This window comes from Microbacterium sp. BDGP8 (genome assembly GCF_029991045.1).
GTDB lineage: Bacteria > Actinomycetota > Actinomycetes > Actinomycetales > Microbacteriaceae > Microbacterium > Microbacterium plantarum.
The window spans coordinates 3,081,060-3,104,825 of record NZ_CP120712.1 but is presented as its reverse complement, the minus strand read 5'-3'; the positions used below and the strand labels follow the sequence as shown (position 1 = coordinate 3,104,825).

Here is a 23,766-nt window from a genome sequence, read left to right as displayed (position 1 = left end):
TGCGGGTCCCGGGCCCCGGCATCCGCGTTCCCTGGCGAGTCGACCGCCGGCTACTCCTGGCCGGTCGGGGTGGTATCCAGCTCCCAGGCGGTGACGGCCACGGTGGAGCCCTCGACGATGTCGAGGTCGATCGGCCACGAGCCGCGCGTCATGCCCGGGCTTGCAGCGGCGTAGACCCGCTTCGTGACGAGCGCTCCGTGAGTCGAGGCGCCGTCCCAGCCGAGGAACGCCACGGCGTACCCGCCCGCCGGCACCTCGATGCGTTCTGGCCCCGGATCCTGCGCCATGAAGGAACTGCCAGGGGTGAGCTCGACCGTCAGCAGATGCTCGTTCTGGTCGCCGAACGCGACGTCGGGGTATCCCTCGATCACGCACGATTCCTCTGAGAAGTTCATCAGCCGGATGGGCATCCCGCGGTGACCGGTGGCGGCATCCGGTTCGCCCTTCAGGACCATGGCCCGGTCTTCCGTGCACCATCGCGGATCGGTCGGCGCGGAGGTCCCGGATGTCTCGGGTACCGGCACCCCAGGCGCGGCGGGATCGGGCATCGCCCCGAACGTCACGGCGGCCTCCGCCTCTTGCTGAGCGGCGACGTCGTCGTTGACGGCGGCGGTTCGTGCAGCATCGCTTCCCGCGCCGAGGCCGGCCGCCGCAATGGTGGCGACCGCGGCGGCGGAGCCGATCCACAGCAGGGGCCGCGATCGCGGTGTTGCGACGTCTGCCGGCATGCGAGCGTCCCATGTGCGGACGCCCCGCGTGCGGGCGACGAGGCCGGGCAGCCACCCGACCGCGAGCCCCCACAGAGCGCCGGATGCCGCGGCCGCGCCGAACTCGCCCACGACGAGCCCCCGTGGGCCGAACATCGCGAGCGAGCTCCACGTGGCACCGAGGTCGAGCGCGAGTCCGACCAGCGCCCCTGCCGTGACCGCCGCGAACCACGCCGCGAGGAGCAGGCTGCTGCGCGTGTGCATGAGGGTCGTGACCCAGAGGAACACGAGCCCGACGGCGACCGCGCCGATGGCGACGCTCAGGACCAGCCACGGACCGCTGTCGCCCCACATCAGACCCGCGGGCACGACGGGGGGCACGAGGTTCGCGAGTTGCGCGGCTCCGCTCGGGATTCGCGAGAAGCCCCAGCGGGTCAGCGCGACGGCCGCCCAGAGCGCCGCGGCGAGCCCGCCGGCGGCGACGAGTCGCCGGGTCATCGGCGGTCGTGCAGGTGGTCGCGGTGCTTGGCGGCCTGGCGTGCACGCACGGGCAGGTCGATGGGGCCGGTGACGGTGAGCTCGTCTTCCCAGCACTCGATGCCGCGGACACCGGGCAGTCGCTCGCGCGTGAACACGGGGTCGAGACCGGCGCGCCGCTGCTCGGTGTAGTCCTTGAGCAGGCGGAAAGCGATGCCCGACAGCAACGCGATCGCGATGAGGTTCGTCAGCGCCATCAGCCCCATCACGCCGTCGGCGAAGTTCCACACGAGGTCGGCTCCGACGACCGATCCGCCGAGGACGGCGGCGACGACGAGCACGCGGTACCCCGTCAGCACGGCGCGGTTGGTCGAGATGAACTCGATGTTCGATTCGCCGTAGTAGTAGTTCCCGAGGATCGACGAGAACGCGAGCATGAAGATGATGATGCTCAGGGCGATGTTCGACCACTCACCGAGGGTGTCGACGAGGGCTCCCTGGGTCAGGTCGATTCCCCGTGTAGCTCCGGCCAGATCGGGGACGGAGACCAGGATGATGAACGCGGTCACCGAGCACACGAGGAATGTGTCGAAGTAGACGCCGAGGGTCTGCACGAGGCCCTGCTTCACCGGATGAGTCACGGCGGCGCTCGCGCCGGCGTTCGGAGCCGAGCCGAGCCCCGCCTCGTTCGAGAACATGCCGCGCTTGACGCCGGTGAGGACGATGTATCCGAACGCGGCCCCGACGACCTCGTTGAAGCCCCAGGCCGACGTGAAGATCTCGGCGAACACCGGCCCCATCCGATCGAGGTGCAGCGCGACGACGATCACGCCGAGCACGAGATAGGCGAGCGCCATGATCGGCACGAGCACCTGCGTCACCGAGGCGATGCGGCGCACCCCGCCGAACACGACGAGCCCGGTGAGGAGGGCGACTCCCGCGCCGATGACCCACGGCAGCCAGGGCAGGTCGCCGCCGACGCTCGAGCTGATGGTGGCCGAGATCGTGTTGGCCTGCAACGAGCTGAACGCGAAGGGGAAGCAGACGATCAGGATGACGGCGAAGAGGATGCCGAGCCAACGCGCACCCAGCCCGCGCTGCATGTAGTACGCCGGGCCACCGCGGAAACTGCCGCGGTCGCGCGTCTTGAACAGCTGCGCCAGCGACGACTCGATGAAGCTCGACGCTCCGCCGACGAACGCCATGACCCACATCCAGAACACCGCGCCCGGGCCGCCCACCGCGATGGCGGTGCCGACGCCGGCGATGTTCCCGACTCCCACGCGGGAGGCCGCGGAGATCGTGAAGGCCTGGAAGGCGGAGACCGACTGCGGCTTGCCGTCCGCGGTCTGCGGCGTCTTGTCGGTCAGCGTGCGGAACATCTCGGGGATCAGACGGAACTGCACGACGCCCGACCGAACGGTGAAGTAGAGCCCGAGGAGGACCACGACCGGGAGGACGATCCAGGTCCAGAGGTGGTCGCCCCACGTGAGCAGCCAGTCGTTCACGGCATCCATGCCCGTCGAATCCATGCTCGCCAGTATGACGACTCGACGACCCCGTGCGAGGCGGACGCGTCTGATCAGCTCGGAATGGCCGGTGAGAAATGACTCATGACCGCGTTGTCAAGCATCCGCGCGCACCTGATTTCCCCAGGTGGCCCCCGGTACGCTGTCAGCTGGTGAGCCGGGAAGTCTGGTCGGCACGTAGTCGTCGATCGAACCCGGAGAATCCGTGCTCACTGTCCTGCCTGCCCTCTATTGCCGCGCGCCCGCGAACGCCCTGACCGGGCGGCGGCGCGCGTGACCCTCCTCGTCGCGGTCGCCGCAGCCTGGTTGCTCGTGGCGCTCGCCCCCGCGTTCGTGCGGCTGACCGGACGGCACGCGGGGTGGCCTCTGGCCGCCGGCATGCTCGCGGTGCTCGGGCTCGTCATCTCGGCGTGGAATCCGCAGCAGGTCGTCCGCGAATCACTGCCGTGGATCCCGGCACTCGATGTCGCGCTACGCCTGCGGCTGAACGGGCTCGCGCTGCTGTTCGCCGTGGTGGTGCTCGCGATCGGCGCGGTGGTGCTCGTCTACTCGTCCTCGTACCTGCGTCAGCCTCGCTCGCCGGGCTTCTACGGCCTGATGACGGCGTTCGCGGCGGCGATGCTCACCCTCGTCCTCGCCGACGACCTCGTCGTGCTCTTCGTGGCGTGGGAGCTGACGACCCTGTGCTCGTACCTGCTGATCCTCCGTTCGGGCCCCGCGGCGAAAGAGCCCGCGACGCGCACGCTGCTCGTCACCGCCGCCGGCGGTCTCGCCCTGCTCGCCGCCGTCGTGACCCTGATCGCGCGCACCGGCACGACCGAGCTCACCGCCGCCCTCGCCCACCCGCTGTGGCGCGAGGACCCGGGATTCGCGACCGTCGTCGCGGTGCTCGTCGCCCTCGCGGCCATGACGAAATCGGCGCAGTTCCCGTTCCACTCCTGGCTTCCGGATGCCATGGTGGCGCCCGCCCCGGTGAGCGCTTATCTGCACGCGGCGGCGATGGTGAAGGCCGGGATCTTCCTGCTCATGCTCTTCGCGCCAGCCGCGTCCGCGGCGGCGATCTGGTCGCCGCTCCTCGTGGGCGTCGGGCTCTGGACAGCTCTCATGGGGGCGTTCTTCGCGGTTCGCCGCGCCGACATGAAGGAGCTGCTGGCGTACTCGACAGTCAGTCAGCTCGGCCTCCTGGTCGCGGTGATCGGCGTCGGCACGCCGACGGCGATGCTCGCGGCGAGCGCGCATGTGGTCGCTCACGCGCTGTTCAAGTCCGCCGGCTTCATGGGCGTAGGACTGGTCGAGAAGCGCACCGGGACCCGGATCCTGACCGAGCTCCGCGGATCGTGGGGGATGCTGCGCTGGGATGCCGCGATGCTGATCCTCGCGGCGGTCAGTATGGCCGGCATCCCTCCGATGCTCGGTTTCATCAGCAAGGAGCTGCTTCTCGACTCGTTCCTCACGGCGGCTTCGCCTGCGCTGTCATGGACGCTCGCGATCGTGGCCACCGCTGGAGCCGTGCTGACGGTGGCGTACAGCCTGCGACTGGTGCTTCCCCTGCTGCCCGGTCGCCTCGGTGCCGCTCAGCCCGGTGAGCACGGGCCGCAGGCACGCGCCTGGCGCGACACGCGAACGATGTCGGTCGCGGTATCCGTCCCGGCGATCCTGGGGTTGGCTCTCGGTGCGGGCGCACCGCTGCTCGACCCCCTCGTGCGACCCGCGGCAGCGGGGGCGGCGCGCGTCGACGCGGTATCCGTCTCGGGCATCTACCTCTGGCACGGTGTGAACGCGGCTCTGCTGCTGTCGGTGACGGCGATCGTGCTCGGAACGCTGGTCGGCCTCCGGCTGCGCGGTACGCCCGTGCCGCCGACACCGCAGCGGTGGTCAGGCGTCCTCGCCGTCCAGTATGCGCAGCGGGGCATCATCGCGCTCGGCCGTCGTGTCGGCGACCTGACGCGCTCCGACGCCCCCGCCGCGAACCTCGTGGTGCCGATCGTGCTGATCGGTGCCGCCGCCGCAGCGCTTCCCGCGATGTGGCGCGGCTGGCCGCGCTACGACGAGCCGTTCCTCGTGCTCGATCTGCTCCTGCTCCTCCTCGTCGCGGCCGGGGTGATCGCGGTCTCGGTCGCCACCCGCCGCCTGACCGCGATCATCAGCGTGGGTGTGGCCGGGTTCGCCGTCGTGCTGTGGTTCCTGGTTCTGGGGGCCTCGGATGTCGCGGTGACGCAGCTCCTCGTCGAGATCCTGACCGTCGTCGTGATGGTGCTTGTGCTGCGCCGGATGCCGCGCCGCCTGCGCCCGTCGCGCCCGCGGCGACGCGTGCTCGCGGTCATCGCCGCGCTCGCCGCCGGGGCGACCGCGACGCTCGCCGCGCTCGTGTTCACCGGACACCGCGAGATCTCGGATGTCGCCGCCTTCTTCCTCCGCGAGGCGAAGGAACTGACCGGCGGCACCAACATCGTGAACACGATCCTGGTCGACTTCCGAGCGCTCGACACGCTCGGCGAGCTCGTCGTCCTGGGGATCGCAGCGGTATCGATCACCGCGCTTCTCGAGGCACGTCGAGCCGTTGACCGCCCGGTGCGGGAGGGAACCTCCGCCGCGCTCTCCAACGCCCGCGCCAACGCGGTCTTCCTCACCACTGTGGGACGCATCGTCGCCCCGGTGATGGTGGTCGGGTCGGCCTACGCGCTGCTGCGCGGTCACAACGACCCGGGCGGCGGCTTCATCGCGGCGCTCATCGGCGCCGCGGCCATCGCGCTGATCTACCTCGCCGCCCCGAGCGACGAGATCCCGCGGATCGAGCGTTCGTACCTGGCGATCGCCGGAGCGGGCGTCGTCATCGCGGTCGGCACCGGTCTGCTGGGGCTTCTCGACGGCTCGTTCCTCCGGCCGCTGCACTTCGACATCGGCAGCCTGCACCTCACCACGGCCCTCGTCTTCGACCTGGGTGTGTATCTCGCGGTCTTCGGGGTCATCCTCGCCGCCATCAATCGCCTCGGTCTGTCTCCCGCCGAAGCGGTCCGAACCGACCGTTCGTCAGAAAGGAGCGTCCGGTGATCCTCGCCCTCACCATCGGTGTGCTCGTCGCCGGAGCGGTCTACCTGCTGCTGCAGGAAGACCGGCTGCGCGTCATCCTCGGCTTCGTGCTGCTCTCGCACGCGGCCAATCTGCTGCTGTTCAGCGCCGGCGGCATCGACTCGCGCGAGGAGCCGCTCGGCGAGGCGCTGGATCCGGCGACCACGGCCGATCCGCTGCCGCAGGCGTTCGTCCTGACCGCGATCGTCATCGCCTTCGCGATCACCATCTACCTGCTCGTCCTCGCCGTGACGGGCAACCCGTCCGAAGACGCCGGGCTCGAGGATGCGGGCGTCGACGATGCAGGGCCCGACGATGCGAAGGCCGCGGCCCCGGCCCCGACCCGAGGAGGACGCCGATGAACGACGCTCTGCTTCCGCTCATCGTCGCGGTGCCGCTCCTCGCGAGCGGTGTCGCCGCGTTCGCGCGCCGTCGTCATCGATGGGCGATCGTCCTGCTCCTGATCGTGCTGACGGCGAACCTCATCGCGGCGGCTGCGCTCGTGTGGGCGACAGCCGACGGATCAGTCGTCGCCCACGGGATCGGCGGATGGCCCAACGGCATCGCCATCCCGTTCGTCGCCGACGCCTTCTCCGCCCTCATGCTCACGGTCGCTGGGCTGCTCACCCTCGTCTGCGTGGTCTTCGCGATCGTCGCGGACACCGGTCGCAACCGGCTCTTCCCCGCACTCGTCCTCGTGCTGACGGCGGGAGTGAACGGTGCGCTCCTGACGGCCGACCTGTTCAACCTCTTCGTCTTCATCGAGGTCATGCTGCTGCCCTCGTACGGGCTTCTGGTGCTCTCGCGTCGTGGTCGCGGCACGGACGAGTCGGTGACCGGCTCGAGGCTCTACGTCACCTTCAACCTGTTCGTCTCCACGGTCTTCCTGGCCGGGGTGGCGCTCGTCTACGGCGTGGCGGGCACGGTGAACCTCGCCGAGCTCGCCGGTGCCGCTCAGGAGTCGCCTCTGGTGGCGGCAGCGCTCGGGGTCTGCCTCTTCGCGCTCGCGATGAAGGCCGCCGTGGTGCCCGTGCACGGGTGGCTCGCCCGTGCGTACCCGTCGACGTCGCCGGCCATCACCGCGATGTTCTCGGGTCTGCACACGAAGGTCGCGATCTACGCCATCTACCGCATCTACGCCGTCGGCTTCGAGGGTGACCAGACCTACCTCTGGATCGGCGTCGCCGTCTTCAGCGCCACGATGCTGATCGGTGTGCTCGGCGCGGTGGGGGAAGACCGGATGCGGTCGATCCTCGCCTTCCACATGGTCAGCCAGATCGGCTACATCCTGCTCGGCGTCGCGCTGTTCACGCCCCTGGGACTGGCCGCCGGCATCTTCTACCTGCTTCACCACATGATCGTGAAGGCATCGCTGTTCCTGTCTGCGGGCGCCATCGAGACCCGATTCGGGACGGATCGCCTCGACGACCTGCGCGGTCGTGTCGGCCGGGAACCCGTGCTGATGGTCGCCTTCGGTGTTGCGGCGCTGTCGCTCGCCGGCATCCCGCCGTTCTCGGGCTTCTTCGCGAAGCTCATGCTGCTCGTCGCGGCGATCGAGGACGGACAGGTCGCGGCGGCAGTGATCGCGATCGTGGTGAGCCTGATCACCCTGCTGTCGATGCTGAAGATCTTCAACGCCGTCTTCGCGCGCACGGTCACCGGTGGTGAGCCGGGTGAGCCGGGCGATCCGGTCGGGCGCGGGGGGCTCGCGGTGGCGCAGCGAACCACGACCCGCGCAGCGCTCGCGGCGCCTGCTGTCGTGCTCGCCGCGGCGACCCTGGCCCTCGGGCTCGGTGCGCAGGGGCTGTTCGCCCTCGCGGAGGTCGCCGCCGCCGGCCTGCTCGATACGACCGCCTACGTCGGGGCGGTGCTGCCGTGATCCTCAGCATCCTCACTCTGCCCTTCCGGTTCGCGGCCTTCGTCTGCTGGTTCGCCGCGCAGCTGACGCTGACATCGGTGAGGGTGCTCGGCGACATCCTCAGCCCGGGGCTGGCCGCAACGCCACGCGTCGTGCGGCTTCCGCTGGGGCCTGCGGGTGACCTGCACGTCACCGCGATCAGCGTCCTCATCACGCTGACTCCCGGCACGCTGGCCCTCGGCGCGGCACGCGATGAATCCGGCGCGCGCTTCGTCATCGTGCATTCGCTGTACCACCGCGACCCCGATTCGGCGCTGGCCGACTTCGCCGACATGGACCGCCGGATGACGCGCGCGGTCGCACTGGGAGGACCGAGATGAACCTGCTGGACCTCGCCGCGGCGGGATGCGCGATCGCGATGATCGCGTCCGTCGTGCACATCCTGCGCGGCCCGACCCCCGCCGACCGCGTCATCGCCGCCGACCTGCTCACCTTCAGCCTGGTCGGGCTCGTGGCGCTCGTCGGCGTACGCCTGGCGCGTGAGGGCACGTTCGACCTCGTGCTGGTCGCGACCCTCGTCGCCTTCCTCGCCGCGGTCTCGCTCGCGCGCGCGCTGACGGGAGGACGTCGATGACGATCCTCGAGCTCATCGGTCAGATCATCGCCCTGCTGGGCGCGCTCATCTTCGTCGTCGCCGCCGTCGGCCTGCGGCGCTTCCCCGACCCCTACGCGCGCATCTCGGCCGTCGCCACCGCCGCCGGCTTGGGCGTCGCGTTCATCACGGTCGGCGCGGTGCTGCAGGTTCCGACCGTGGACAACGTCGTCAAAGTCGTGCTCGCCGTGCTCCTGCAGCTGATCACCTCGGCGGTGGCGGCCATCGTCATCGCCCGCGCCGCGGTCAGCTCAGGGCATCGGTTCACCGAAGGCACCGATACCGCGGCTCTCGATGAGGACGGATGACACGCGCGGTGCGGCGGCCCGGGGTGCGGGCGCCGTGGCATATGGTGAGGGAGTTCGGCCGCGAGGCCGAGCAGGTGCGCCGGGAAGTCTGGTCGGCAAGACGATGACCGCTACCCGAAGGGCCCCCGTGAACCCCCGCATCGCTGTCGCCGGTGACCGACCAGAACCGATGGCGGCAGCTATCGCGTCCCTCGCCACGGAGGGGGAGCCCACCTGCCTGGTGTGGACGGTGGATCTGGAGGCGGAGCCGACGGTCCGCCGCTCGCGCGCTGAGCTCAAGCAGCGCTACGAATCCCTCCTCGCTCACGCGTCGGGTCTCGTCGCCCTGCGCAACCTGGTCGTCCTGCTGCGGCACGCCGACCGCATCCCCGAACGCAAGATGCATGCCGCTGCTGCCGCGCTCGCCACCCGGCTGCACGCCGACCTCGAACGGGCGCGCGGCCGCTACGTGGATGTCGCGGTCGTCGACATCAGCTTGTGCACCGACACCCGGCGTCTGCTCGACCGCGTCGAAGAGGTCGCGGGAACGGCGGCCGGCCCGGTCGGGAACGTCGCGCTCACCTGGCACGAGATCCGCGACCGCAGCATTCACGCCGCCGCTGCCGCGTCGCAGTTCTGAGCGCCGCCACCGTCCGTCGAGTCGCCACGATGTGCGGATCCGGCACCCCGCGCATCCGCAGCTTTTGGCGAGTCGACCGCTCGGCGGAGGGGTCAGCCGTCGGCGACGACGTCCATGCCCGGGCCGTCTGCCGGGCGCGGCGCGAAGCCGTGGCGCTCGTAGAACCCCGCGCGGCCGCGAGCGGCGAAGAGCTGGATGTCGTCGACGCCGCGCCGCCGTGATTCGTCGACCAGCATGCGCAGGATCTCGCTCCCGATGCCGCCGCCCCGCGCCGATTCCGCGACGATCATCTCGGTGACGAACGCGTGCAGCGCACCGTCGCTGATGAGGCGCCCGATGCCGACGAGCCTGCCGTCGTCGTCACGCGCCGAGCACACGACCCAGCTGCCCGCGAGGGCCCGTTCGAAGGTCTCGGGTGACCACTCGGCCCAGCCCGTCTCGGCGTAGAGCGCGGCGAACTCGGCGGCCGTGGGCGGCGTGAGCGAGTAGTGGAGGGTCACGCTGCACCTCCGAGGAGCGTGTGCCGCCAGGTCGTCCCGTCGGGTTCGTAGACGACGCGGGTGTGGCGACGGTCGAGCGATCCCTGCCAGAACTCCACGCGGGTCGCCTCGATGCGCCAGAGCGCCCAGTCGCCTTCCGCGACGTCCCGGCGTGCCGCCTCCGACCGTGCCGCGAGGTCGGCTGCGGTGTCGTCCGCGCTCGCCTCACAGACCGACCCGCGCACGCGCACCGCCCGCATGACCGGCTGCCACCAGAACGCGAGGGCTGCTGCGGGCTGCGCTGCGAGCTGCCCGCCCTTCGCGGACGATCGTGTGCTCGCGAACGCCCAGCCGCGGTCGTCGACGTCTTTGACGATCAGCGTCCGGGCATCGGGGATGCCGTCGGCGTCGACCGTCGCGAGGGTCGCGGAGTGGGGCTCGGCGACACCCGCGGCCGCCGCCTGGTGGATCCACTCCTCGAACAGCGTCACCGGCGATGCGGGGAGCCGGTCGGTGTCGAACACCGGAGGTGTGCCCGTCAGCGAGGGCTGCGAGCGTAGCCACTCCCGCAACGCGCTCATGCCGCGAGCCACGCGACGTCGGCGAAGAGCTCGCGCAGGTCGAAATGCCGCCGGCGCGGCCAGGTGTCGAGGTCGATGGGGATGGCGTCGTCCATGACCTCATCCTCCCAAAGTGGCCTGTCGCGGCGCAGATGCGGGAGAGTAGAGGCATCATGACCGACGCCACGCCCTCCGTCCTCTTCGTCTGCGTGCACAACGCGGGACGCTCGCAGATGGCCGCGGGGTTCCTCCGCGACATCGCGGGTGATCGCATCGAGGTCCGCTCGGCCGGGTCCATGCCCGCCGATCGGATCAACCCGGTCGCGGTCGAGGCGATGGCCGAGCTCGGCATCGACATCACCGCCGAGCAGCCGAAGGTCCTCACGACAGAAGCCGTGCAGGCGTCCGACGTCGTCATCACGATGGGATGCGGGGATGCCTGCCCGTTCTTCCCCGGCAAGCGCTACGAGGACTGGAAGCTCGACGACCCCGCGGGGCAGGGGATCGATGCCGTCCGCCCGATCCGAGACGACATCCGCGAGCGCATCCGCCAGCTGGTCGACGAGCTCATCTGACGGCGCCCTCCCGCCGGAAACGACGATCGCCCGCCGGGGACGGATGTCCACAGCGGGCGATCGCGCCGGCCGCTTCGAGGGCGGTGGCGGAAAGCGTCAGCGCGCGGCGCCGGCGAGGGTGTCGGTCACCTGGCCCTGCGGGTCGCCGATGAGGCAGAGGATCTCGCGGTCGCCGGCGTCCCAGCTGCCCTGGGTGGGGACGTAGTAGTTGTACCCGAGGACCGACTCCTCGTACGAGATGCCGACGAACGGCGCGAACGCGTCGTAGCAGACCTGCTCGGCTTCGGTCTGCGCCGCCTCGATGCCGGGGAACTCGTCGGCCTCGATGTCCTGCGCGTGGTAGGCCTCGAGGTCGTGGGCCTCGCCGCAGGGGACGGTCGGGGTCTCGGTGACCTCGGTGTCGGCCGTGCCCGAGTCGAGCATGCAGTCGCCCACGCGGATCGCGAAGACATCGGTGCTCTCGTTCGACTCGGCGATCGCGCCCGACTCGTCGCGGACGGGGGCGGCGGCTCCGCCACCGGTGAAGGCGTTGAGCGTGGAGCAACCGGTCGCGAGCAGAGCGACGGTCAGTGCGGCGGCGGGCAGGACGAGGAGTCGACGAGTAGCGTTCACGTCGAACGACTCTAGCCAGTTTCGGCTGTTTCTGGGAAACCCTGATGATTTTCCTGAGTGTTCATCCGGGGGATGCATGAAACGCTTCACGCCACGCCGGGCACATCGCGGAGGGCCGTGTAGACCGGGATGCCGCGCTCTCGGGCGATCGCGACATCCTGATCCGCGCCGCGCGACTCTCCGGGCAGGCGGAGAACCGCGTCGCAACGCTGCAGCAGGCGATGGGCGACCGGGTACATCACCTTCTCGGCGAGCGGGTCGGTGGGGCCCGAGGCTCCCGCGCTCGCGAGGACGGGCAGCGCGACCCACTCACCGATCATCGGGATGTGTCCGGCCTCGAAGAGCGGCCATGCCGCCTCTTCCAGGCGGTCGAGGTTGCGCCGCATCAGGGCGGGATCGCCGCCGGTGCCCGAGGCATAGGGTCCGGCGATGACGGCCGCATCGTCGCGAAGGAACTGGCAGCCGAACTAGGGGTGTCCGAAGACAGCATCCGCCGCGACCTTCGGGAGCTGGATGCTGCCGGCCTCGCCGTGCGCGTCTACGGGGGCGCAGTTCCGGCGTCGCCGGCCGTCGCCGACTACGCGTCTCGCCAGGCGGTCGCTACCGAGAGCAAGCAGCGCATCGCCCGCTTCGCCGCGAGCCTCATCGAACCGGGCAGCACGGTGATCGTCGATGGCGGCACGACCGCACTCGCCACGGTGCGGGCGGTCGACCCGGCGCTGGCCTGCACCATCGTCACCCACAGTCCGACCGTGGCAGCGGCGCTCCTCGATCACGCAGCCGACGTCATCATCATCGGCGGGCGGCTGTTCAAGCACTCCGCGGTCGCGAGCGGCGCCGCGGCTGTCGAGGCCGCACGCATGGTGCGGGCCGACCGCTTCCTCCTCGGTGTTACCGGCATCCACGCCGACGCGGGCCTGACGACCGGCGACGCGGACGAAGCGGCGATGAAGCGCGTGCTCGCCGAACGCGCTGCCGAGACCTACGTCCTCGGCAGCGAGGAGAAGATCGGTGCGGTGTCGCCGTTCGCGGTGCTGCCGTTCGACGAGGTCACGGGGGTCATCGTCGATCTCGCGGCTCCGGCCACCAGCCTGGAGGCCCTCGACCGCCGCGGCGTTCCGTTGCTCCGCGCCGGGTGACACGCGCCGAGTGACGCCGTCGCGGCTGCTCGCTAGGCTGAGCCGCATGCAATGCCGGTGAACCGCTTCCGATCCCCATCCACGCGTCGAGGACGACGCGATCGAAAGGTTCACCCATGCACGCTTCTTCTTCTGCACGCGCTCTTCCACTGAGCGGTAAGACCGCCCTGGTCACGGGCGTCTCTCGCCGTCGGGGCATCGGCTTCGCCGTCGCCACGACTCTCGCCGGGCTCGGCGCGAACGTGATCGCGCACCATCACCGGCCTCACGACCTCGACCTGCCGTGGGGTGGCGACGACCTCGACGCCGTGTGCGCCGGCATCCGTTCCCACCTCGTGGGCGATGCTCGCTTCGCCGACGTCGCCGCGGATCTGAGCGTCGCGACGGCGGCGACCGACCTGATCGATGAGGCCGCCGCCGTGACGGGCGCGCTCGACATCCTCGTCTGCAACCACGCCAAGAGCGGCGACGACGGCAGCATCCTCGATATGACGCCGGAGCGTCTCGACGCGTTCTGGGACGTCAACGCCCGCGCCACCCTCCTCCTCACCGCGGCATTCGCGCGCCGCTTCGCGGAGACGCCCGCGACGCCGCGCCGGCCGGGTGACCGGATCACGGGCGCGAAGCCCTACGACGCGCCGCAGGGGCACGTCGTGTGGATGACGTCCGGCCAGATCCACGGGCCGATGATCGGAGAGGTGGCGTACGCCACGAGCAAGGCAGCCCTCGCCGGCGTCACGAGAACGGTGGCCGCAGAGCTGCTCGAGCTCGGCATCATCCTGAACACCGTGAACCCCGGACCGGTGAATACCGGCTACCTCGATCCCGACACCACCGACCGCTCGCTCGGCGACTTCGACGCCTGGCTGAGCACGACGGCGTTCGGGCGCGTGGGCCGTCCGCAGGACCCCGCGGAGCTCATCGGGTGGCTGTGCAGCCCCGCAGGCGCGTGGATGGTCGGTCAGGTGCTCACGAGCGACGGCGGCTTCAGCCTGAGCTGACCGGCCACGGACGGCGGCGGTGTCCGCGGCCCCCTTTGTTGCTCCTCACGCGCCGGGATACCGTCGGCCTCGAGGGGACAGGCAACACGAAACGAGGGATTTCATGGCCGATTTGATCGTGATTGCATTCGACAGCGAAGCGGACGCCGAAGCCGCGTACAACGAAATCCAGGTGCTCCAGAATGACCTCGTGGTCGAGCTCGCCGGGCTGGCTCTGGTGAAGGTCGACGACGAGGGAAAGACGAAGGTCGAATACCCCGGCGTCGTCGGCAAGGTTGGCGCGGGCGCGGCGGGCGGAGCGCTGTTCGGCCCTCTGATCGGCATCCTCTTCTTCGTCCCGATCGCGGGGCTCGTCTTCGGCGGGTTGTTCGGGGCCCTGTTCGCCGGCCTCGACAAGACGAACCTGGATGCCGAATTCCGCGACCGCGTGAAATCGGCGGTGTCCGCCGGAAAATCGGCGGTCGTGCTCTATGCCACCAAGATCACGACGGACAAGTTCGCATCGGCGCTCGCCGGTTACCACGGCACCGTCGTGCAGACCTCGCTCTCGGAGAAGGACGAGCGGGAGCTGATCCACGACCTCAGCGGCACGCGGTAGTCCGTGGCGCGTCCGGGTCGGGGTGTCATTCGCCGCACCCCGACCCGGTTCGTCAGTCCGCGCGGACCAGCAGGTCGCCGATCTCGCAGTCGAGCGCCCGGCAGATCGCGGCGAGCGTCGAATAGCGGATGGCGCGGGCTCGGTCGTTCTTGAGCACCGAGAGGTTCACCACCGAGACTCCGACGATCTCGGAGAGGCGGGTCAGCGTCATCCCGCGCTCGGCGAGCAGCTCGTCGAGGCGGCAATGGACCCCGCTCGGTCCGTCATCGTCGGCCGCGCTCATACGAGTCCCTCGGTGTCGCGCTGCAGTCGTACGCCGCGGCGGAACGCGATCGCGATCAGGCCGACGGCCACGCCGATCGCCCAGGCCGGCGCGTAGGCCCAGAAGTCGAGGAAGTGCAGCGGCTCGACGTCATCGACCCCGAGAGCGGTGAGGATGCCGTTGCGCCCGATGTTCTCGAGGACCAGGATGACCAGCGCGCCCGAGACGATCGACCACCCGATGACGTCGAAGGCCCGTGCCGTGGCGGGAACGAAGAGCCGCCCGCGCAGGAAGCTCCGCGCGACGTACATCACCGCGGCGATCACGACGAGCGATGCGACGCCCCACGCGATGATCGAGCCGGCGAGCGCGACTGCCGTGCCGCCGTCGACCTCCGGTGCGATGACGAGCGCGTTCTCGACGATGCCGTCGACGTATCCCGCGCCCGACCCGACGGAGGCGGAGAACGGCTTGTCGTCGATGTCGATCCTCCAGGCGACGCCCGCTTCGCGGAAGACGTTCATAAAGCGCGCGATGACCGTGAGCACGACGGTGATCGCGGCGCCGAGGCCGAGCATCAGGACGGCGATGGCGTCGGCGGCATCCGAGCGGGGTCCGCGGGTGAGGGGCATCAGACCAGTCCTTCCGTGTCGCGCTCGAGACGTTCCATCCGTCGCAGCAGAAATCCCAGGCAGATCACGCTGACTCCCACGATGGGCAGCGCCATTCCCCAGGTCGAGGCGCTGAATCCCGGGAGGAGGAGGTCGTCGAAGGCCGGACCGAACTGGAACGCCGCCTCCATGGATGCGAAGCCGGCGAGCGACGTGCTCACGGCGGGGCCCAACAGCAGCGCGCACCCGGCGATCGTGCAGAAGCGGCGGAGGGCCGGGCGCAGTGGACGCTCGGCGCTGATCGAGAGGAGGAACCAGGAGAGCGCCGCCGCGACGAGGACCGCGGTGATCCCGAGGGCGATCGAACCCGCGGCGAAGAGGGCTCGCGTCGACGATGCGAGTTCGCTTGCCTGGAGTGTGACGCTTGTGATGTTCGCCGTCGCGACGCCTCGGCCGGCGACCACCGGGAGCTCCTGCTGGGCGAGGAGGGTCAGCGTGACGTCGGGCGACCAGGCGTACGTCACGGCCGCACCGATCTGACCCGCCGCGAGTGCGACACCCATCAATCCGGCCAGCACCGCCATCGTCCGCGTCGCCCACCGATCGCCGCGCGGCATGTCGTACATCGACGTGGTCGGCGGCATGTTCCTCTTCCCGATGGTGCCTGCCATCAGACCAGTCCCTCCGTGTCGCGCTGCAGTCGTGAGCCGTATCGGAACACCGCGGCCAGCGCGGCGAGGCCGAGGCCGGCAGCGATCGGCCAGAACGGCAGAGTGACGTTGAGCGTCGCTTCCGGCCACCAGGCGAACGGATCGTCGACTCCGGGGATCTCGGTCCACCGCGCGCTTTCCCGGGCGAAGAGCTCCTGCGAGGCCATGCTCCCGGCCATGTCCGAGAGCAGCTGTGCGGCCGTCCCGCCGGCAGCGACGATGACGGCGGTCGCCATCGTCATGCGAACGATGATCCGATCGAAGGTGCGCCCGGCGAGCAGCTGGAAGCAAGCCACGGCGATGAGCGCCGCGGTCGCCGCGGGGATCAACGACCACAGCGCCTGCCCGGTCGTCCACAGCGCTCGCGCCAGCGGACTGACCCCCGCCACGTCCACCTCGGCGAACATGAAGCCGCCGCCGACGACCTCGGCCGTCGGGCCGGTGTCGATCGTGACACCCGGAAGCAGGTCAGGCCAGAATGGCGCGACGGGAACGCTCATGCGCGGCGCGTCTGCGGCGAGATTCTGAATCACCGAGATGACGGCGCCGAGCAGGCTGAATGCAGCCCAGGCGGCAGACAGCGAGAGCGCGAGGCTCACGACCGGCGACGCGTCCCCGCGACTACGCGCGCGGCGCGTCGCCCTGATGAAGAGCACGGCGGCGACGACGAGCGCCACCGCAGCGATGATCACGATCTGACCGACCGCCCACGTGTTCGACATCCGCATCCTCTACTTATCGATAGTCGTTGTTATCGACAAACGTTATGGTCTGGCGTGGCAGGGCGCAACCCCGTGGAACGCTATGCCGACGGCGAACACGGGCATACCCGTATCCACGCCTGGTTACTCTCTTTCGTAAGCGCCCGGAGTCCCGGCGCTCAAAGGAGGCTGACGATGTTCGAGAGATTCACGGATCGTGCCCGTCGCGTGGTCGTGCTCGCCCAAGAAGAGGCGAAGATGCTCAACCACAACTACATCGGGACCGAGCACATCCTCCTGGGTCTGATCCACGAGGGTGAAGGCGTCGCGGCCAAGGCCCTCGAGAGCCTGGGCATCTCGCTCGACGCGGTGCGCGAGCAGGTGCAGGACATCATCGGTCAGGGGCAGCAGCAGCCGACCGGTCACATCCCGTTCACGCCGCGCGCGAAGAAGGTCCTCGAGCTGTCGCTGCGCGAAGCGCTGCAGCTCGGACACAACTACATCGGCACCGAGCACATCCTCCTCGGCCTCATCCGCGAGGGCGAGGGTGTGGCGGCTCAGGTGCTCGTCAAGCTCGGCGCCGACCTGAACAAGGTCCGCCAGCAGGTCATCCAGCTGCTCAGCGGCTACCAGGGCAAGGAGCCCGCCGGCGCGACCGTCGGCGCGGGCGAGCAGGCCCAGGCGCCGCAGGGCGGTTCGGCCGTGCTCGACCAGTTCGGGCGCAACCTCACGCAGGCCGCGCGCGACAACAAGCTCGACCCGGTGATCGGCCGCGAAAAGGAGATCGAGCGGGTCATGCAGATCCTCTCGCGTCGCTCCAAGAACAACCCGGTCCTGATCGGCGAGCCCGGCGTCGGCAAGACCGCCGTCGTCGAGGGTCTCGCCCAGGCGATCGTCAAGGGCGATGTGCCCGAGACGCTCAAGGACAAGCAGGTCTACTCGCTCGACCTCGGATCGCTCATCGCCGGTTCCCGCTACCGCGGTGACTTCGAGGAGCGCCTGAAGAAGGTCACGAAGGAGATCCGCACCCGCGGCGACATCATCGTCTTCATCGACGAGATCCACTCGCTCGTCGGTGCCGGTGCGGCCGAAGGCGCGATCGACGCGGCGTCGATCCTGAAGCCGCTGCTCGCCCGCGGCGAGCTCCAGACGATCGGTGCCACGACGCTCGACGAGTACCGCAAGCACTTCGAGAAGGATGCCGCCCTCGAGCGCCGGTTCCAGCCGATCCAGGTCGGCGAGCCCAGCATCCCTCACGCGATCAACATCCTGAAGGGTCTGCGCGACCGGTACGAGGCGCACCACAAGGTGCAGATCACCGACGGCGCGCTCGTCGCCGCGGCGAACCTCGCCGACCGGTACGTCAGCGACCGCTTCCTGCCCGACAAGGCCATCGACCTGATCGACGAGGCCGGCGCCCGCCTGCGCCTGTCGATCCTGTCGTCGCCGCCGGAGCTGCGCGAGTTCGACGAGAAGATCGCCAAGGTCCGCGAGGACAAGGAGCGCGCGAGCGAGGAGCAGGACTTCGAGAAGGCCGCGTCGCTCCGCGACGAGGAGAAGTCGCTGCTCGCCGAGCGCCTGCGTCTCGAGAAGCAGTGGCGCTCGGGCGACGTCGCGTCGCACGCGGTGGTCGACGAAGGCCTCATCGCCGAAGTGCTCGCCCAGGCCACCGGCATTCCGGTGTTCAAGCTCACCGAGGAGGAGACCAGCCGTCTCGTCTTCATGGAGAAGGCGCTGCACCAGCGCGTCGTCGGACAGGAAGAGGCCATCGCGGCGCTCTCTCGCACGATCCGTCGTCAGCGTGCCGGTCTGAAGGACCCCAAGCGCCCCTCGGGCTCGTTCATCTTCGCCGGGCCCACCGGTGTCGGAAAGACCGAGCTGGCCAAGGCGCTCGCCGAGTTCCTGTTCGACGACGAGGGCGCGCTGATCTCCCTCGACATGTCGGAGTTCGGTGAGAAGCACACCGTCTCGCGTCTGTTCGGTGCCCCTCCCGGATTCGTCGGATTCGAAGAGGGCGGCCAGCTCACCGAGAAGGTGCGCCGCAAGCCGTTCTCGGTCGTGCTCTTCGACGAGATCGAGAAGGCCCACCCCGACATCTTCAACTCGCTGCTGCAGATCCTCGAAGAGGGTCGCCTGACCGACGGTCAGGGCCGCATCGTCGACTTCAAGAACACCGTGATCATCATGACGACGAACCTCGGTTCGTCGGCGATCGCCGGTGGTCCGGTCGGCTTCCAGGTCGAGGGCAACGCGCAGACGAGCTACGAGCGGATGAAGGGCAAGGTCGACGAGGAGCTCAAGCGGCACTTCAAGCCCGAGTTCCTCAACCGCGTCGACGACGTCATCGTCTTCCCGCAGCTGAACAAGGCCGAGCTTCGCCAGATCGTCGACCTGTTCACGAAGCGGCTGAGCGACCGGCTGCTTGACCGCGACATGACGGTGGAGCTGTCGGATGCCGCCAAGGACCGCCTCATCGAGATCGGGTTCGACCCGACGCTCGGTGCCCGGCCACTGCGCCGTGCGATGCAGCGCGAGGTCGAGGACCAGCTCAGCGAGAAGATCCTGCATGGCGAGCTCAACGCGGGAGACCACGTGAAGGTCGACACCGAGGGCACGAAGTTCGTCTTCGAGACCGCTCCGCGTGAGGGCAAGGTCGCGGTCGGCGTCGGCGCTGCCGGCGAGATCGCCGCGACCCCCGACATCGCTGCGAGCGGCGACTGACCGGGATCGCGCGAGCGACGAGTCGTACGGAGGGGCGGATGCTGCGGCATCCGCCCCTCCGGCGTTTCCGGGGCCTGTCGGCGGGACACGCCGCACGACGCAGCCGGAGGGCTGTGGGCTGCTGCGGCGTGTGATCGGCGCGAAACACGACGGCTCTACGATCGGCGCGTGAGCAGCGAAGACGCGACGACGGCGCCCCGACCCGTCATCGGCTTGACGACCTACCTCGAGCGCGCGCAGCAGGGGGTGTGGGACGTGCGGGCGAGCTTCCTACCGCAGCAGTACTTCGACCGGGTCGCGTCCTCGGGCGGCGCGGCGGTGCTGCTGCCGCCGCAGCCCTCGCCCGGGCCCGCCGCCGACGTCGTGCTCGACCGGCTCGACGGGCTCGTGCTCACGGGCGGCCTCGACGTGCAGCCCGAGCTGTATGGGGCCGCGCGGCATCCTCTGACGGATCCGGCGCGGCCTGACCGCGACGACTGGGAGCTCGCTCTGCTGCGGGGTGCCCGCGAGCGCGGCATCCCGGTCCTCGGCATCTGCCGCGGATTGCAGCTCATCAACGTCGCCGCGGGGGGCACGCTCCATCAACACCTTCCGGACGTGCTGGGCACCGACCGGTACCAGCTCGGCGGCGGTGTCTTCGCGCGGAACGGGGTCTCGGTGTCGGCCGGCACGATGCTGTCCGAGCTCGTCGGCACGGGTTCGCTCACCGTGAGCAGCTACCACCACCAGGGCATCGACCGACTCGGCGAGGACCTCGTGGTCTCGGCACGCAGCGGCGAGGGGCTGCCGCAGGCGATCGAGTCGCCGGGTTCGGACTTCCTCGTCGCCGTGCAGTGGCATCCCGAGGAGGAAGCCGCCGACCGACGGCTCTTCCTCAGCCTCGTCGCCGCCGCGACGGAGTACGCCGCACGCCGCTGATCCCGCCGGCATCCGTGGTCGGTCGGCGTCCGCCGGCGTGCCGGGATGCAAGCGATCGTGGCCGACACCCCGGAGATGGATGCCTCGACCCGGGGTGTCGCCGCTGATCCCTCGCATCCGCGCACGGCGCGCGCAGCTCACCCGGCGGGTCAGGGCTCGAGCGGGGCGACGTCGACCGAGACGCGGAGGGTCGAGGTCTTCGCCTCGGTGAAGATGATGCCCTTGACGGGCGAGACGTCGCCGTAGTCGCGGCCCCACGCGACCGTGACGTAGCGGTCGTTGGCCCACTGGTCGTTCGTCGGATCGATCGCGAGCCACTGGTCGGTGCCCGGGAGCCAGACCGCGAGCCACGCGTGCGAGGCGTCGGCGCCGAAGACCCGCTCCTTGCCGGGCGGTGGCTGCGTCGCGAGGTAGCCCGAGACGTAACGGGCCGCGACGCCGTGCGAGCGCAGGCACGCGAGGGCGACGTGGGCGAAGTCCTGGCAGACGCCGGCCCGCTTCTCGAGCGCATCGGCGACGGTGCTGGTGACGGTGGTCGCGGTGCTGTCGTAGTCGAAGTCGGTGTAGATGCGGTGCATCAGGTCGGTCGCGGCTTCGCCGATCGGGCGCCCCGGGGTGAGCGAGATCGCGCCGTAGGCGGCGGTGGCCTCCGACTGCGCGACGCGGGGCGAGGGCATCGCGAACTCCGCCGCGCGCCACGCTCCCTCCTGGTCGGGATGCCGCAGCGGCCGCGCCGTCTCCCAGGGAAGCGCGAGCGCAGCGGCGTCGTACTCGGGAGCGGTGACCGCGACCTCGCTCGACGCCTCGATCGACAGCGCCTCATGCGCGTCGGTGACGTGGAAGTACGTCGACCAGTTGCCGAAGTAGTCGGAGTCGCGACGCATGTCACCCGGGGCGGGGGAGACGACGACCTCCGCCTCGCGCACCCGCTGCCCGGGCAGCTCGCGTGGGATCAGGTGGAACTGCCCGACGCTGTCTTCGACGGGATCGCTGTAGGTGTAGGCGGTGCGATGCCAGACGCGGTACTGCTTCATGCGCGAGCCTCCATCAGTTCCTCGATGAGGGCGAGCGACGACAGCGCGACCGGGGGCGGTCCGCTCTCGAAGTGCAGCTCGTCGATCGCGTCGCCCAGCTGTTCGAGCTGCGCCGTGAGGTCGTCGAGCAGCTCGGCGAGGGACGATCGGATGCCGTCGACGGCATCCCCCAGCGCGTCCGTGTCGATCGCATCGACGAGATTCTCGAGGTCGTCGACCAAGCGCTCGGGGCGTGTCGACCCCGTCGACGCGGGGGCTGCGGCGAGATGCGTGCGCAGCTCGGCGAGGCAGAACGCGAGCGAGCGGGGGTTGTCGGGGTCGCGCAGCAGCAGGTCGAGCACGTCGCCGAGGCGCACCGCGCCACGGAACCGGCGGCGGTGGGTGACGATGCTCTCCGACGCGGTGAGCAGCGCCTCGAGCACGGCCCGCTCGGTGCGTGCGTCGCGGCGGTCGACGACGACTCGCAGGATGTGGCACACCTGAAGCGCGCGCTCGAGGAAGCGTCCCGCCTCGATGAAGTGCCAGCCGGTGTCGCGCATCATGTTGGCGGTCACGCCCTGCAGCGACAGCACGACCGTGAGCATGCGTCCCGCCGACTCGGCCGTGCGGTGGGCGTGCGGCGACGCCCGCAGGGCGCGGGAGGCGCGTTCGATGCCGGCGAAGACGCGCCACGTGTCGCCGGACAGCTGGTCGCGGACACCGTCGAGCGCGTCGCGCAGTCGGCTGAGCGCGTGGGCGGTCGACCCGACCCGAGCCGCGTCGAGCAGCAGCGACCGGAAGTCGGCGTCAGCGGCATCCGGTCCGGGACCGGCGAGCCGGTGGATGGCGTCGCGCAGGACGCGGGCGCTCGTGTGGCTGGCGCGGCCGGCGCCGGCGAGGTCGAGCTGCTGCTGCGCCGTGAGCACGAGCCGCAGCAGGTCTTCGGCCCGTTCGGCGTATCGCCCCGACCAGAACATGTCGTCCAGGGCACGCGGTGCGATGCTCGGAGCACTGCGGCCGCCCGGGAGCGGACCGATCTCGACGAGGCCCTGGTCCGCGTCGCCCTCGGCGGCCTTCAGCACCCAGACGTCCTTCGTGGTCGGGGCTGCGTCGGGGCTCTCTCGCACCGTCGCGAGGCCGCCGAGAAGCGGGCGATAGGCCGAGCCGTGGCGCAGGGTGAACGCGCGGAAGATCAGAGCCCGGGCACGCGCGCCCTCGCCGGTCCAGACCGGGGCCTGCGAGAGGGGCAGCAGCTCCTGACCGACGTATCGGTGCGGGTTCGCCTCGATGCGGTCGGCGATGGCCGCGGCATCCAGCCCCGTGAGATCCCGGCGTGACCCGTCGAGCGTACGCACGAGCACGGAGTCATCGCCGGCGCGGACGCGTTCGAGCACGACGGAGCGCGCCGCCTCGTCGCCGCACCACCACGTCGGGACCGCCGAGAGGCGGAGCTGTTCCCCGAGCAGGGCTTCGCACGCGGCCGGGAGGTAGGGCAGGAGCGCCGGGTTCTCGAGGACGCCCGCCCCGAGCCCGTTGACCAGTCGCACGGTTCCGCGGCGCACCGCCTCGGTGAGGCCCGCGACACCCAGGCGCGAGTCGGACCGCAGCTCGAGGGGGTCGCACCATTCCGCGTCGACGCGGCGCAGGATGACATCGACCTGCTCGGTCGGTTCGCGGCGGGGCCAGCCGGTGGGCTTCATCCACACCCGCCCCCCGCGCACGACGAGGTCGCTGCCCTGCACGAGCGACAGGCCCAGGCCCCGGGCGAGGAAGGCCTGGTCGAAGGCGGTCTCGGAGTGTGGCCCCGGCGTCAGGACGACCACGCGCGGCTCGGTGACGCCCTCGGGCGCCGACGCGGCGAGCGTCGCGTGCAGCGCCGAGAAGTAGGGCTCCATGCGGTGCGGATCGCTCTGCTGGTATAGGTCGGGCAGCACCTGCGAGATGACGCGGCGGTTCTCCATCGCGAACCCGAGCCCAGACGGGGCCTGCACGCGGTCGGCGAGCACCCGCCATTCGCCGTCGGCGTCGCGTCCGAGGTCGGTGCCCGACAGCAGCAGCGGATGCCGGTCGGCCGCGGTCGCTCGCGCGAGGGGGCGGAGGAATCCCGCGTGACCGAGCACCGCGGCGGCGGGGACGATCCCCGACGAGAGCAGGGTCTGCGGTCCGTACAGGTCGGCGAGGACGGCGTTCAGCAGCTCGGCGCGCTGCGCGAGGCCCGTCTCGAGCGGGGCCCAGCTGGCCGCGTCGACGACGAGCGGAACGGGGTCGAGCTGCCAGGGCTGGGCGCCGCTGTCGGGCCGGACGTAGGTCACACCGTCGTCGGCGAGGAAGCGGGTGATCTCTCCCTCGACGCGCGAAAGTTCGGACGGCGTCAGGGCCAGCGCGAGGCCGGCGAGCGACTGCCACGCGGGGCGGAGGCCGCCGTCGGCATCGACCACCTCGTCGTACCGCGAGAGGTCGGCCGGGCCGTGGGGAAGCGACGACAGAGGCAGTGTCGGCTGGGACACTGCGGCGGCGTAATCACGGAGCACGCTCACGTCGGCACTCCAAGGCGGGAGGGATCTCGGGCTGAGGCAACCTTACCGGCGCGGACTATCGTTGAGGCGTGAGCTCAGACGACCCGGCCTTCGTCGTCCGCCCCGCGAAG

Annotated in this window: 25 protein-coding genes; 13 read left to right on the top strand and 12 right to left on the bottom strand. The window is 70.4% G+C overall.

Annotated features, from left to right (window positions below; genetic code table 11):
• Positions 1 to 50: 50 nt before the first annotated feature.
• Both P6897_RS14970 and P6897_RS14965 read right to left on the bottom strand, forming a co-directional pair.
• Positions 51 to 1,205 carry a DUF4232 domain-containing protein gene (locus P6897_RS14970; protein WP_282501656.1) on the bottom strand — a complete coding sequence of 385 codons (1,155 nt, stop codon included), beginning with the start codon at positions 1,203 to 1,205 and terminating at the stop codon, positions 51 to 53.
• A complete protein-coding gene (locus P6897_RS14965; RefSeq protein WP_282501655.1) occupies positions 1,202 to 2,716 on the bottom strand; it encodes an alanine/glycine:cation symporter family protein in 1,515 nt (504 codons plus the stop codon). Before P6897_RS14965 ends, P6897_RS14970 begins: the two co-directional genes overlap by 4 nt.
• A 270-nt stretch (positions 2,717 to 2,986) precedes the next feature.
• Here P6897_RS14965 and mbhE point away from each other — a divergent pair, with 270 nt between their 5' ends.
• The 7 genes from mbhE (at position 2,987) to P6897_RS14930 (ending at position 9,219) form a co-directional block, all read left to right on the top strand.
• On the top strand, positions 2,987 to 5,764 hold the full coding sequence (gene mbhE / locus P6897_RS14960) for a hydrogen gas-evolving membrane-bound hydrogenase subunit E (protein WP_282501654.1): 2,778 nt from the start codon (positions 2,987 to 2,989) through the stop codon (positions 5,762 to 5,764).
• The gene (locus P6897_RS14955) at positions 5,761 to 6,144 is read left to right on the top strand and encodes a cation:proton antiporter subunit C (RefSeq protein ID WP_282501653.1); all 384 of its coding nucleotides are present in this window, start codon (positions 5,761 to 5,763) and stop codon (positions 6,142 to 6,144) included. The genes mbhE and P6897_RS14955 overlap by 4 nt, the downstream gene beginning before the upstream one ends.
• A complete protein-coding gene (locus tag P6897_RS14950) occupies positions 6,141 to 7,661 on the top strand; it encodes a monovalent cation/H+ antiporter subunit D family protein (protein ID WP_282501652.1) in 1,521 nt (506 codons plus the stop codon). Before P6897_RS14955 ends, P6897_RS14950 begins: the two co-directional genes overlap by 4 nt.
• On the top strand, positions 7,658 to 8,020 hold the full coding sequence (locus P6897_RS14945; RefSeq protein ID WP_282501651.1) for a Na+/H+ antiporter subunit E: 363 nt from the start codon (positions 7,658 to 7,660) through the stop codon (positions 8,018 to 8,020). The genes P6897_RS14950 and P6897_RS14945 overlap by 4 nt, the downstream gene beginning before the upstream one ends.
• Positions 8,017 to 8,274 (top strand): monovalent cation/H+ antiporter complex subunit F, encoded by a 258-nt coding sequence (locus tag P6897_RS14940; RefSeq protein ID WP_023953776.1) that lies wholly within the window; start codon positions 8,017 to 8,019, stop codon positions 8,272 to 8,274. The genes P6897_RS14945 and P6897_RS14940 overlap by 4 nt, the downstream gene beginning before the upstream one ends.
• On the top strand, positions 8,271 to 8,600 hold the full coding sequence (locus P6897_RS14935) for a monovalent cation/H(+) antiporter subunit G (protein ID WP_282501650.1): 330 nt from the start codon (positions 8,271 to 8,273) through the stop codon (positions 8,598 to 8,600). The genes P6897_RS14940 and P6897_RS14935 overlap by 4 nt, the downstream gene beginning before the upstream one ends.
• A 127-nt stretch (positions 8,601 to 8,727) precedes the next feature.
• Positions 8,728 to 9,219 (top strand): hypothetical protein, encoded by a 492-nt coding sequence (locus tag P6897_RS14930; RefSeq protein ID WP_282501649.1) that lies wholly within the window; start codon positions 8,728 to 8,730, stop codon positions 9,217 to 9,219.
• A 92-nt stretch (positions 9,220 to 9,311) separates the two neighbouring features.
• On the opposite strand, the gene P6897_RS14925 is transcribed toward P6897_RS14930, so the two are convergent.
• Both P6897_RS14925 and P6897_RS14920 read right to left on the bottom strand, forming a co-directional pair.
• Positions 9,312 to 9,719 carry a GNAT family N-acetyltransferase gene (locus tag P6897_RS14925; protein ID WP_282501648.1) on the bottom strand — a complete coding sequence of 136 codons (408 nt, stop codon included), beginning with the start codon at positions 9,717 to 9,719 and terminating at the stop codon, positions 9,312 to 9,314.
• Positions 9,716 to 10,279: a pyridoxamine 5'-phosphate oxidase family protein gene (locus P6897_RS14920; protein ID WP_282501647.1), complete on the bottom strand. Its 564-nt coding sequence runs from the start codon at positions 10,277 to 10,279 to the stop codon at positions 9,716 to 9,718. The genes P6897_RS14925 and P6897_RS14920 overlap by 4 nt, the downstream gene beginning before the upstream one ends.
• 152 nt (positions 10,280 to 10,431) lie before the next feature.
• Between P6897_RS14920 and P6897_RS14915 the strand changes: the two genes are divergently transcribed.
• Entirely contained in the window at positions 10,432 to 10,833 is a 402-nt protein-coding gene (locus P6897_RS14915) for an arsenate reductase ArsC (protein ID WP_274179451.1), read from the top strand.
• Positions 10,834 to 10,929: 96 nt separating this feature from the next.
• Here the strand turns inward: P6897_RS14915 and P6897_RS14910 are convergent, their stop codons facing one another.
• Positions 10,930 to 11,445, bottom strand: a complete 516-nt coding sequence (locus P6897_RS14910) for a septum formation family protein (protein ID WP_282501646.1) — start codon at positions 11,443 to 11,445, stop codon at positions 10,930 to 10,932.
• An 86-nt stretch (positions 11,446 to 11,531) separates the two neighbouring features.
• A complete protein-coding gene (locus tag P6897_RS14905) occupies positions 11,532 to 11,765 on the bottom strand; it encodes a hypothetical protein (protein ID WP_282501645.1) in 234 nt (77 codons plus the stop codon).
• 75 nt (positions 11,766 to 11,840) lie between these two features.
• Here P6897_RS14905 and P6897_RS14900 point away from each other — a divergent pair, with 75 nt between their 5' ends.
• The 3 genes from P6897_RS14900 to P6897_RS14890 all read left to right on the top strand — a co-directional run bounded on the left by P6897_RS14900 (position 11,841) and on the right by P6897_RS14890 (position 14,183).
• Positions 11,841 to 12,584, top strand: a complete 744-nt coding sequence (locus P6897_RS14900) for a DeoR/GlpR family DNA-binding transcription regulator (RefSeq protein WP_282502605.1) — start codon at positions 11,841 to 11,843, stop codon at positions 12,582 to 12,584.
• A gap of 116 nt (positions 12,585 to 12,700) precedes the next feature.
• Positions 12,701 to 13,585 (top strand): SDR family oxidoreductase, encoded by an 885-nt coding sequence (locus tag P6897_RS14895; RefSeq protein ID WP_274179449.1) that lies wholly within the window; start codon positions 12,701 to 12,703, stop codon positions 13,583 to 13,585.
• Positions 13,586 to 13,688: 103 nt separating this feature from the next.
• Positions 13,689 to 14,183 (top strand): DUF1269 domain-containing protein, encoded by a 495-nt coding sequence (locus P6897_RS14890; protein ID WP_282501644.1) that lies wholly within the window; start codon positions 13,689 to 13,691, stop codon positions 14,181 to 14,183.
• A gap of 52 nt (positions 14,184 to 14,235) precedes the next feature.
• Here the strand turns inward: P6897_RS14890 and P6897_RS14885 are convergent, their stop codons facing one another.
• Genes P6897_RS14885 through P6897_RS14870 form a run of 4 tightly spaced genes read right to left on the bottom strand, consistent with a single transcriptional unit; the run spans position 14,236 to position 16,488 of the window.
• Positions 14,236 to 14,466: a helix-turn-helix transcriptional regulator gene (locus P6897_RS14885; RefSeq protein ID WP_274179447.1), complete on the bottom strand. Its 231-nt coding sequence runs from the start codon at positions 14,464 to 14,466 to the stop codon at positions 14,236 to 14,238.
• Positions 14,463 to 15,077 (bottom strand): hypothetical protein, encoded by a 615-nt coding sequence (locus P6897_RS14880; protein WP_282501643.1) that lies wholly within the window; start codon positions 15,075 to 15,077, stop codon positions 14,463 to 14,465. The genes P6897_RS14885 and P6897_RS14880 overlap by 4 nt, the downstream gene beginning before the upstream one ends.
• Complete coding sequence (locus P6897_RS14875) at positions 15,077 to 15,727, bottom strand: hypothetical protein (protein WP_274179445.1); 651 nt, start codon at positions 15,725 to 15,727, stop codon at positions 15,077 to 15,079. The genes P6897_RS14880 and P6897_RS14875 overlap by 1 nt, the downstream gene beginning before the upstream one ends.
• Positions 15,727 to 16,488, bottom strand: a complete 762-nt coding sequence (locus P6897_RS14870; RefSeq protein WP_282501642.1) for a hypothetical protein — start codon at positions 16,486 to 16,488, stop codon at positions 15,727 to 15,729. The genes P6897_RS14875 and P6897_RS14870 overlap by 1 nt, the downstream gene beginning before the upstream one ends.
• A gap of 174 nt (positions 16,489 to 16,662) precedes the next feature.
• Between P6897_RS14870 and P6897_RS14865 the strand changes: the two genes are divergently transcribed.
• Positions 16,663 to 19,188, top strand: a complete 2,526-nt coding sequence (locus P6897_RS14865; protein ID WP_112617660.1) for an ATP-dependent Clp protease ATP-binding subunit — start codon at positions 16,663 to 16,665, stop codon at positions 19,186 to 19,188.
• Between the two features lie 168 nt (positions 19,189 to 19,356).
• Entirely contained in the window at positions 19,357 to 20,106 is a 750-nt protein-coding gene (locus P6897_RS14860) for a gamma-glutamyl-gamma-aminobutyrate hydrolase family protein (protein WP_282501641.1), read from the top strand.
• A gap of 149 nt (positions 20,107 to 20,255) precedes the next feature.
• Here the strand turns inward: P6897_RS14860 and P6897_RS14855 are convergent, their stop codons facing one another.
• Together P6897_RS14855 and P6897_RS14850 are read right to left on the bottom strand one after the other, a co-directional pair.
• The gene (locus tag P6897_RS14855) at positions 20,256 to 21,140 is read right to left on the bottom strand and encodes a transglutaminase family protein (protein WP_282501640.1); all 885 of its coding nucleotides are present in this window, start codon (positions 21,138 to 21,140) and stop codon (positions 20,256 to 20,258) included.
• Positions 21,137 to 23,656, bottom strand: a complete 2,520-nt coding sequence (locus P6897_RS14850) for a circularly permuted type 2 ATP-grasp protein (protein ID WP_282501639.1) — start codon at positions 23,654 to 23,656, stop codon at positions 21,137 to 21,139. Before P6897_RS14850 ends, P6897_RS14855 begins: the two co-directional genes overlap by 4 nt.
• Positions 23,657 to 23,766 lie beyond the last annotated feature (110 nt).

What these genes read in the sequence shown, in the direction of transcription:
- P6897_RS14950 (WP_282501652.1), top strand. Translation starts at nt 6,141, where the DNA reads ATGAACGACGCTCTGCTTCCGCTCATCGTCGCGGTGCCGCTCCTCGCG.
- P6897_RS14855 (WP_282501640.1), bottom strand. Translation starts at nt 21,140, where the DNA reads ATGAAGCAGTACCGCGTCTGGCATCGCACCGCCTACACCTACAGCGAT.
- P6897_RS14880 (WP_282501643.1), bottom strand. Translation starts at nt 15,077, where the DNA reads ATGCCCCTCACCCGCGGACCCCGCTCGGATGCCGCCGACGCCATCGCC.
- P6897_RS14865 (WP_112617660.1), top strand. Translation starts at nt 16,663, where the DNA reads ATGTTCGAGAGATTCACGGATCGTGCCCGTCGCGTGGTCGTGCTCGCC.
- P6897_RS14935 (WP_282501650.1), top strand. Translation starts at nt 8,271, where the DNA reads ATGACGATCCTCGAGCTCATCGGTCAGATCATCGCCCTGCTGGGCGCG.
- P6897_RS14940 (WP_023953776.1), top strand. Translation starts at nt 8,017, where the DNA reads ATGAACCTGCTGGACCTCGCCGCGGCGGGATGCGCGATCGCGATGATC.
- P6897_RS14885 (WP_274179447.1), bottom strand. Translation starts at nt 14,466, where the DNA reads ATGAGCGCGGCCGACGATGACGGACCGAGCGGGGTCCATTGCCGCCTC.
- P6897_RS14920 (WP_282501647.1), bottom strand. Translation starts at nt 10,279, where the DNA reads ATGAGCGCGTTGCGGGAGTGGCTACGCTCGCAGCCCTCGCTGACGGGC.
- P6897_RS14890 (WP_282501644.1), top strand. Translation starts at nt 13,689, where the DNA reads ATGGCCGATTTGATCGTGATTGCATTCGACAGCGAAGCGGACGCCGAA.
- P6897_RS14895 (WP_274179449.1), top strand. Translation starts at nt 12,701, where the DNA reads ATGCACGCTTCTTCTTCTGCACGCGCTCTTCCACTGAGCGGTAAGACC.
- P6897_RS14915 (WP_274179451.1), top strand. Translation starts at nt 10,432, where the DNA reads ATGACCGACGCCACGCCCTCCGTCCTCTTCGTCTGCGTGCACAACGCG.
- P6897_RS14875 (WP_274179445.1), bottom strand. Translation starts at nt 15,727, where the DNA reads ATGGCAGGCACCATCGGGAAGAGGAACATGCCGCCGACCACGTCGATG.
- P6897_RS14905 (WP_282501645.1), bottom strand. Translation starts at nt 11,765, where the DNA reads ATGATCGGTGAGTGGGTCGCGCTGCCCGTCCTCGCGAGCGCGGGAGCC.
- P6897_RS14965 (WP_282501655.1), bottom strand. Translation starts at nt 2,716, where the DNA reads ATGGATTCGACGGGCATGGATGCCGTGAACGACTGGCTGCTCACGTGG.
- P6897_RS14970 (WP_282501656.1), bottom strand. Translation starts at nt 1,205, where the DNA reads ATGACCCGGCGACTCGTCGCCGCCGGCGGGCTCGCCGCGGCGCTCTGG.
- P6897_RS14870 (WP_282501642.1), bottom strand. Translation starts at nt 16,488, where the DNA reads ATGTCGAACACGTGGGCGGTCGGTCAGATCGTGATCATCGCTGCGGTG.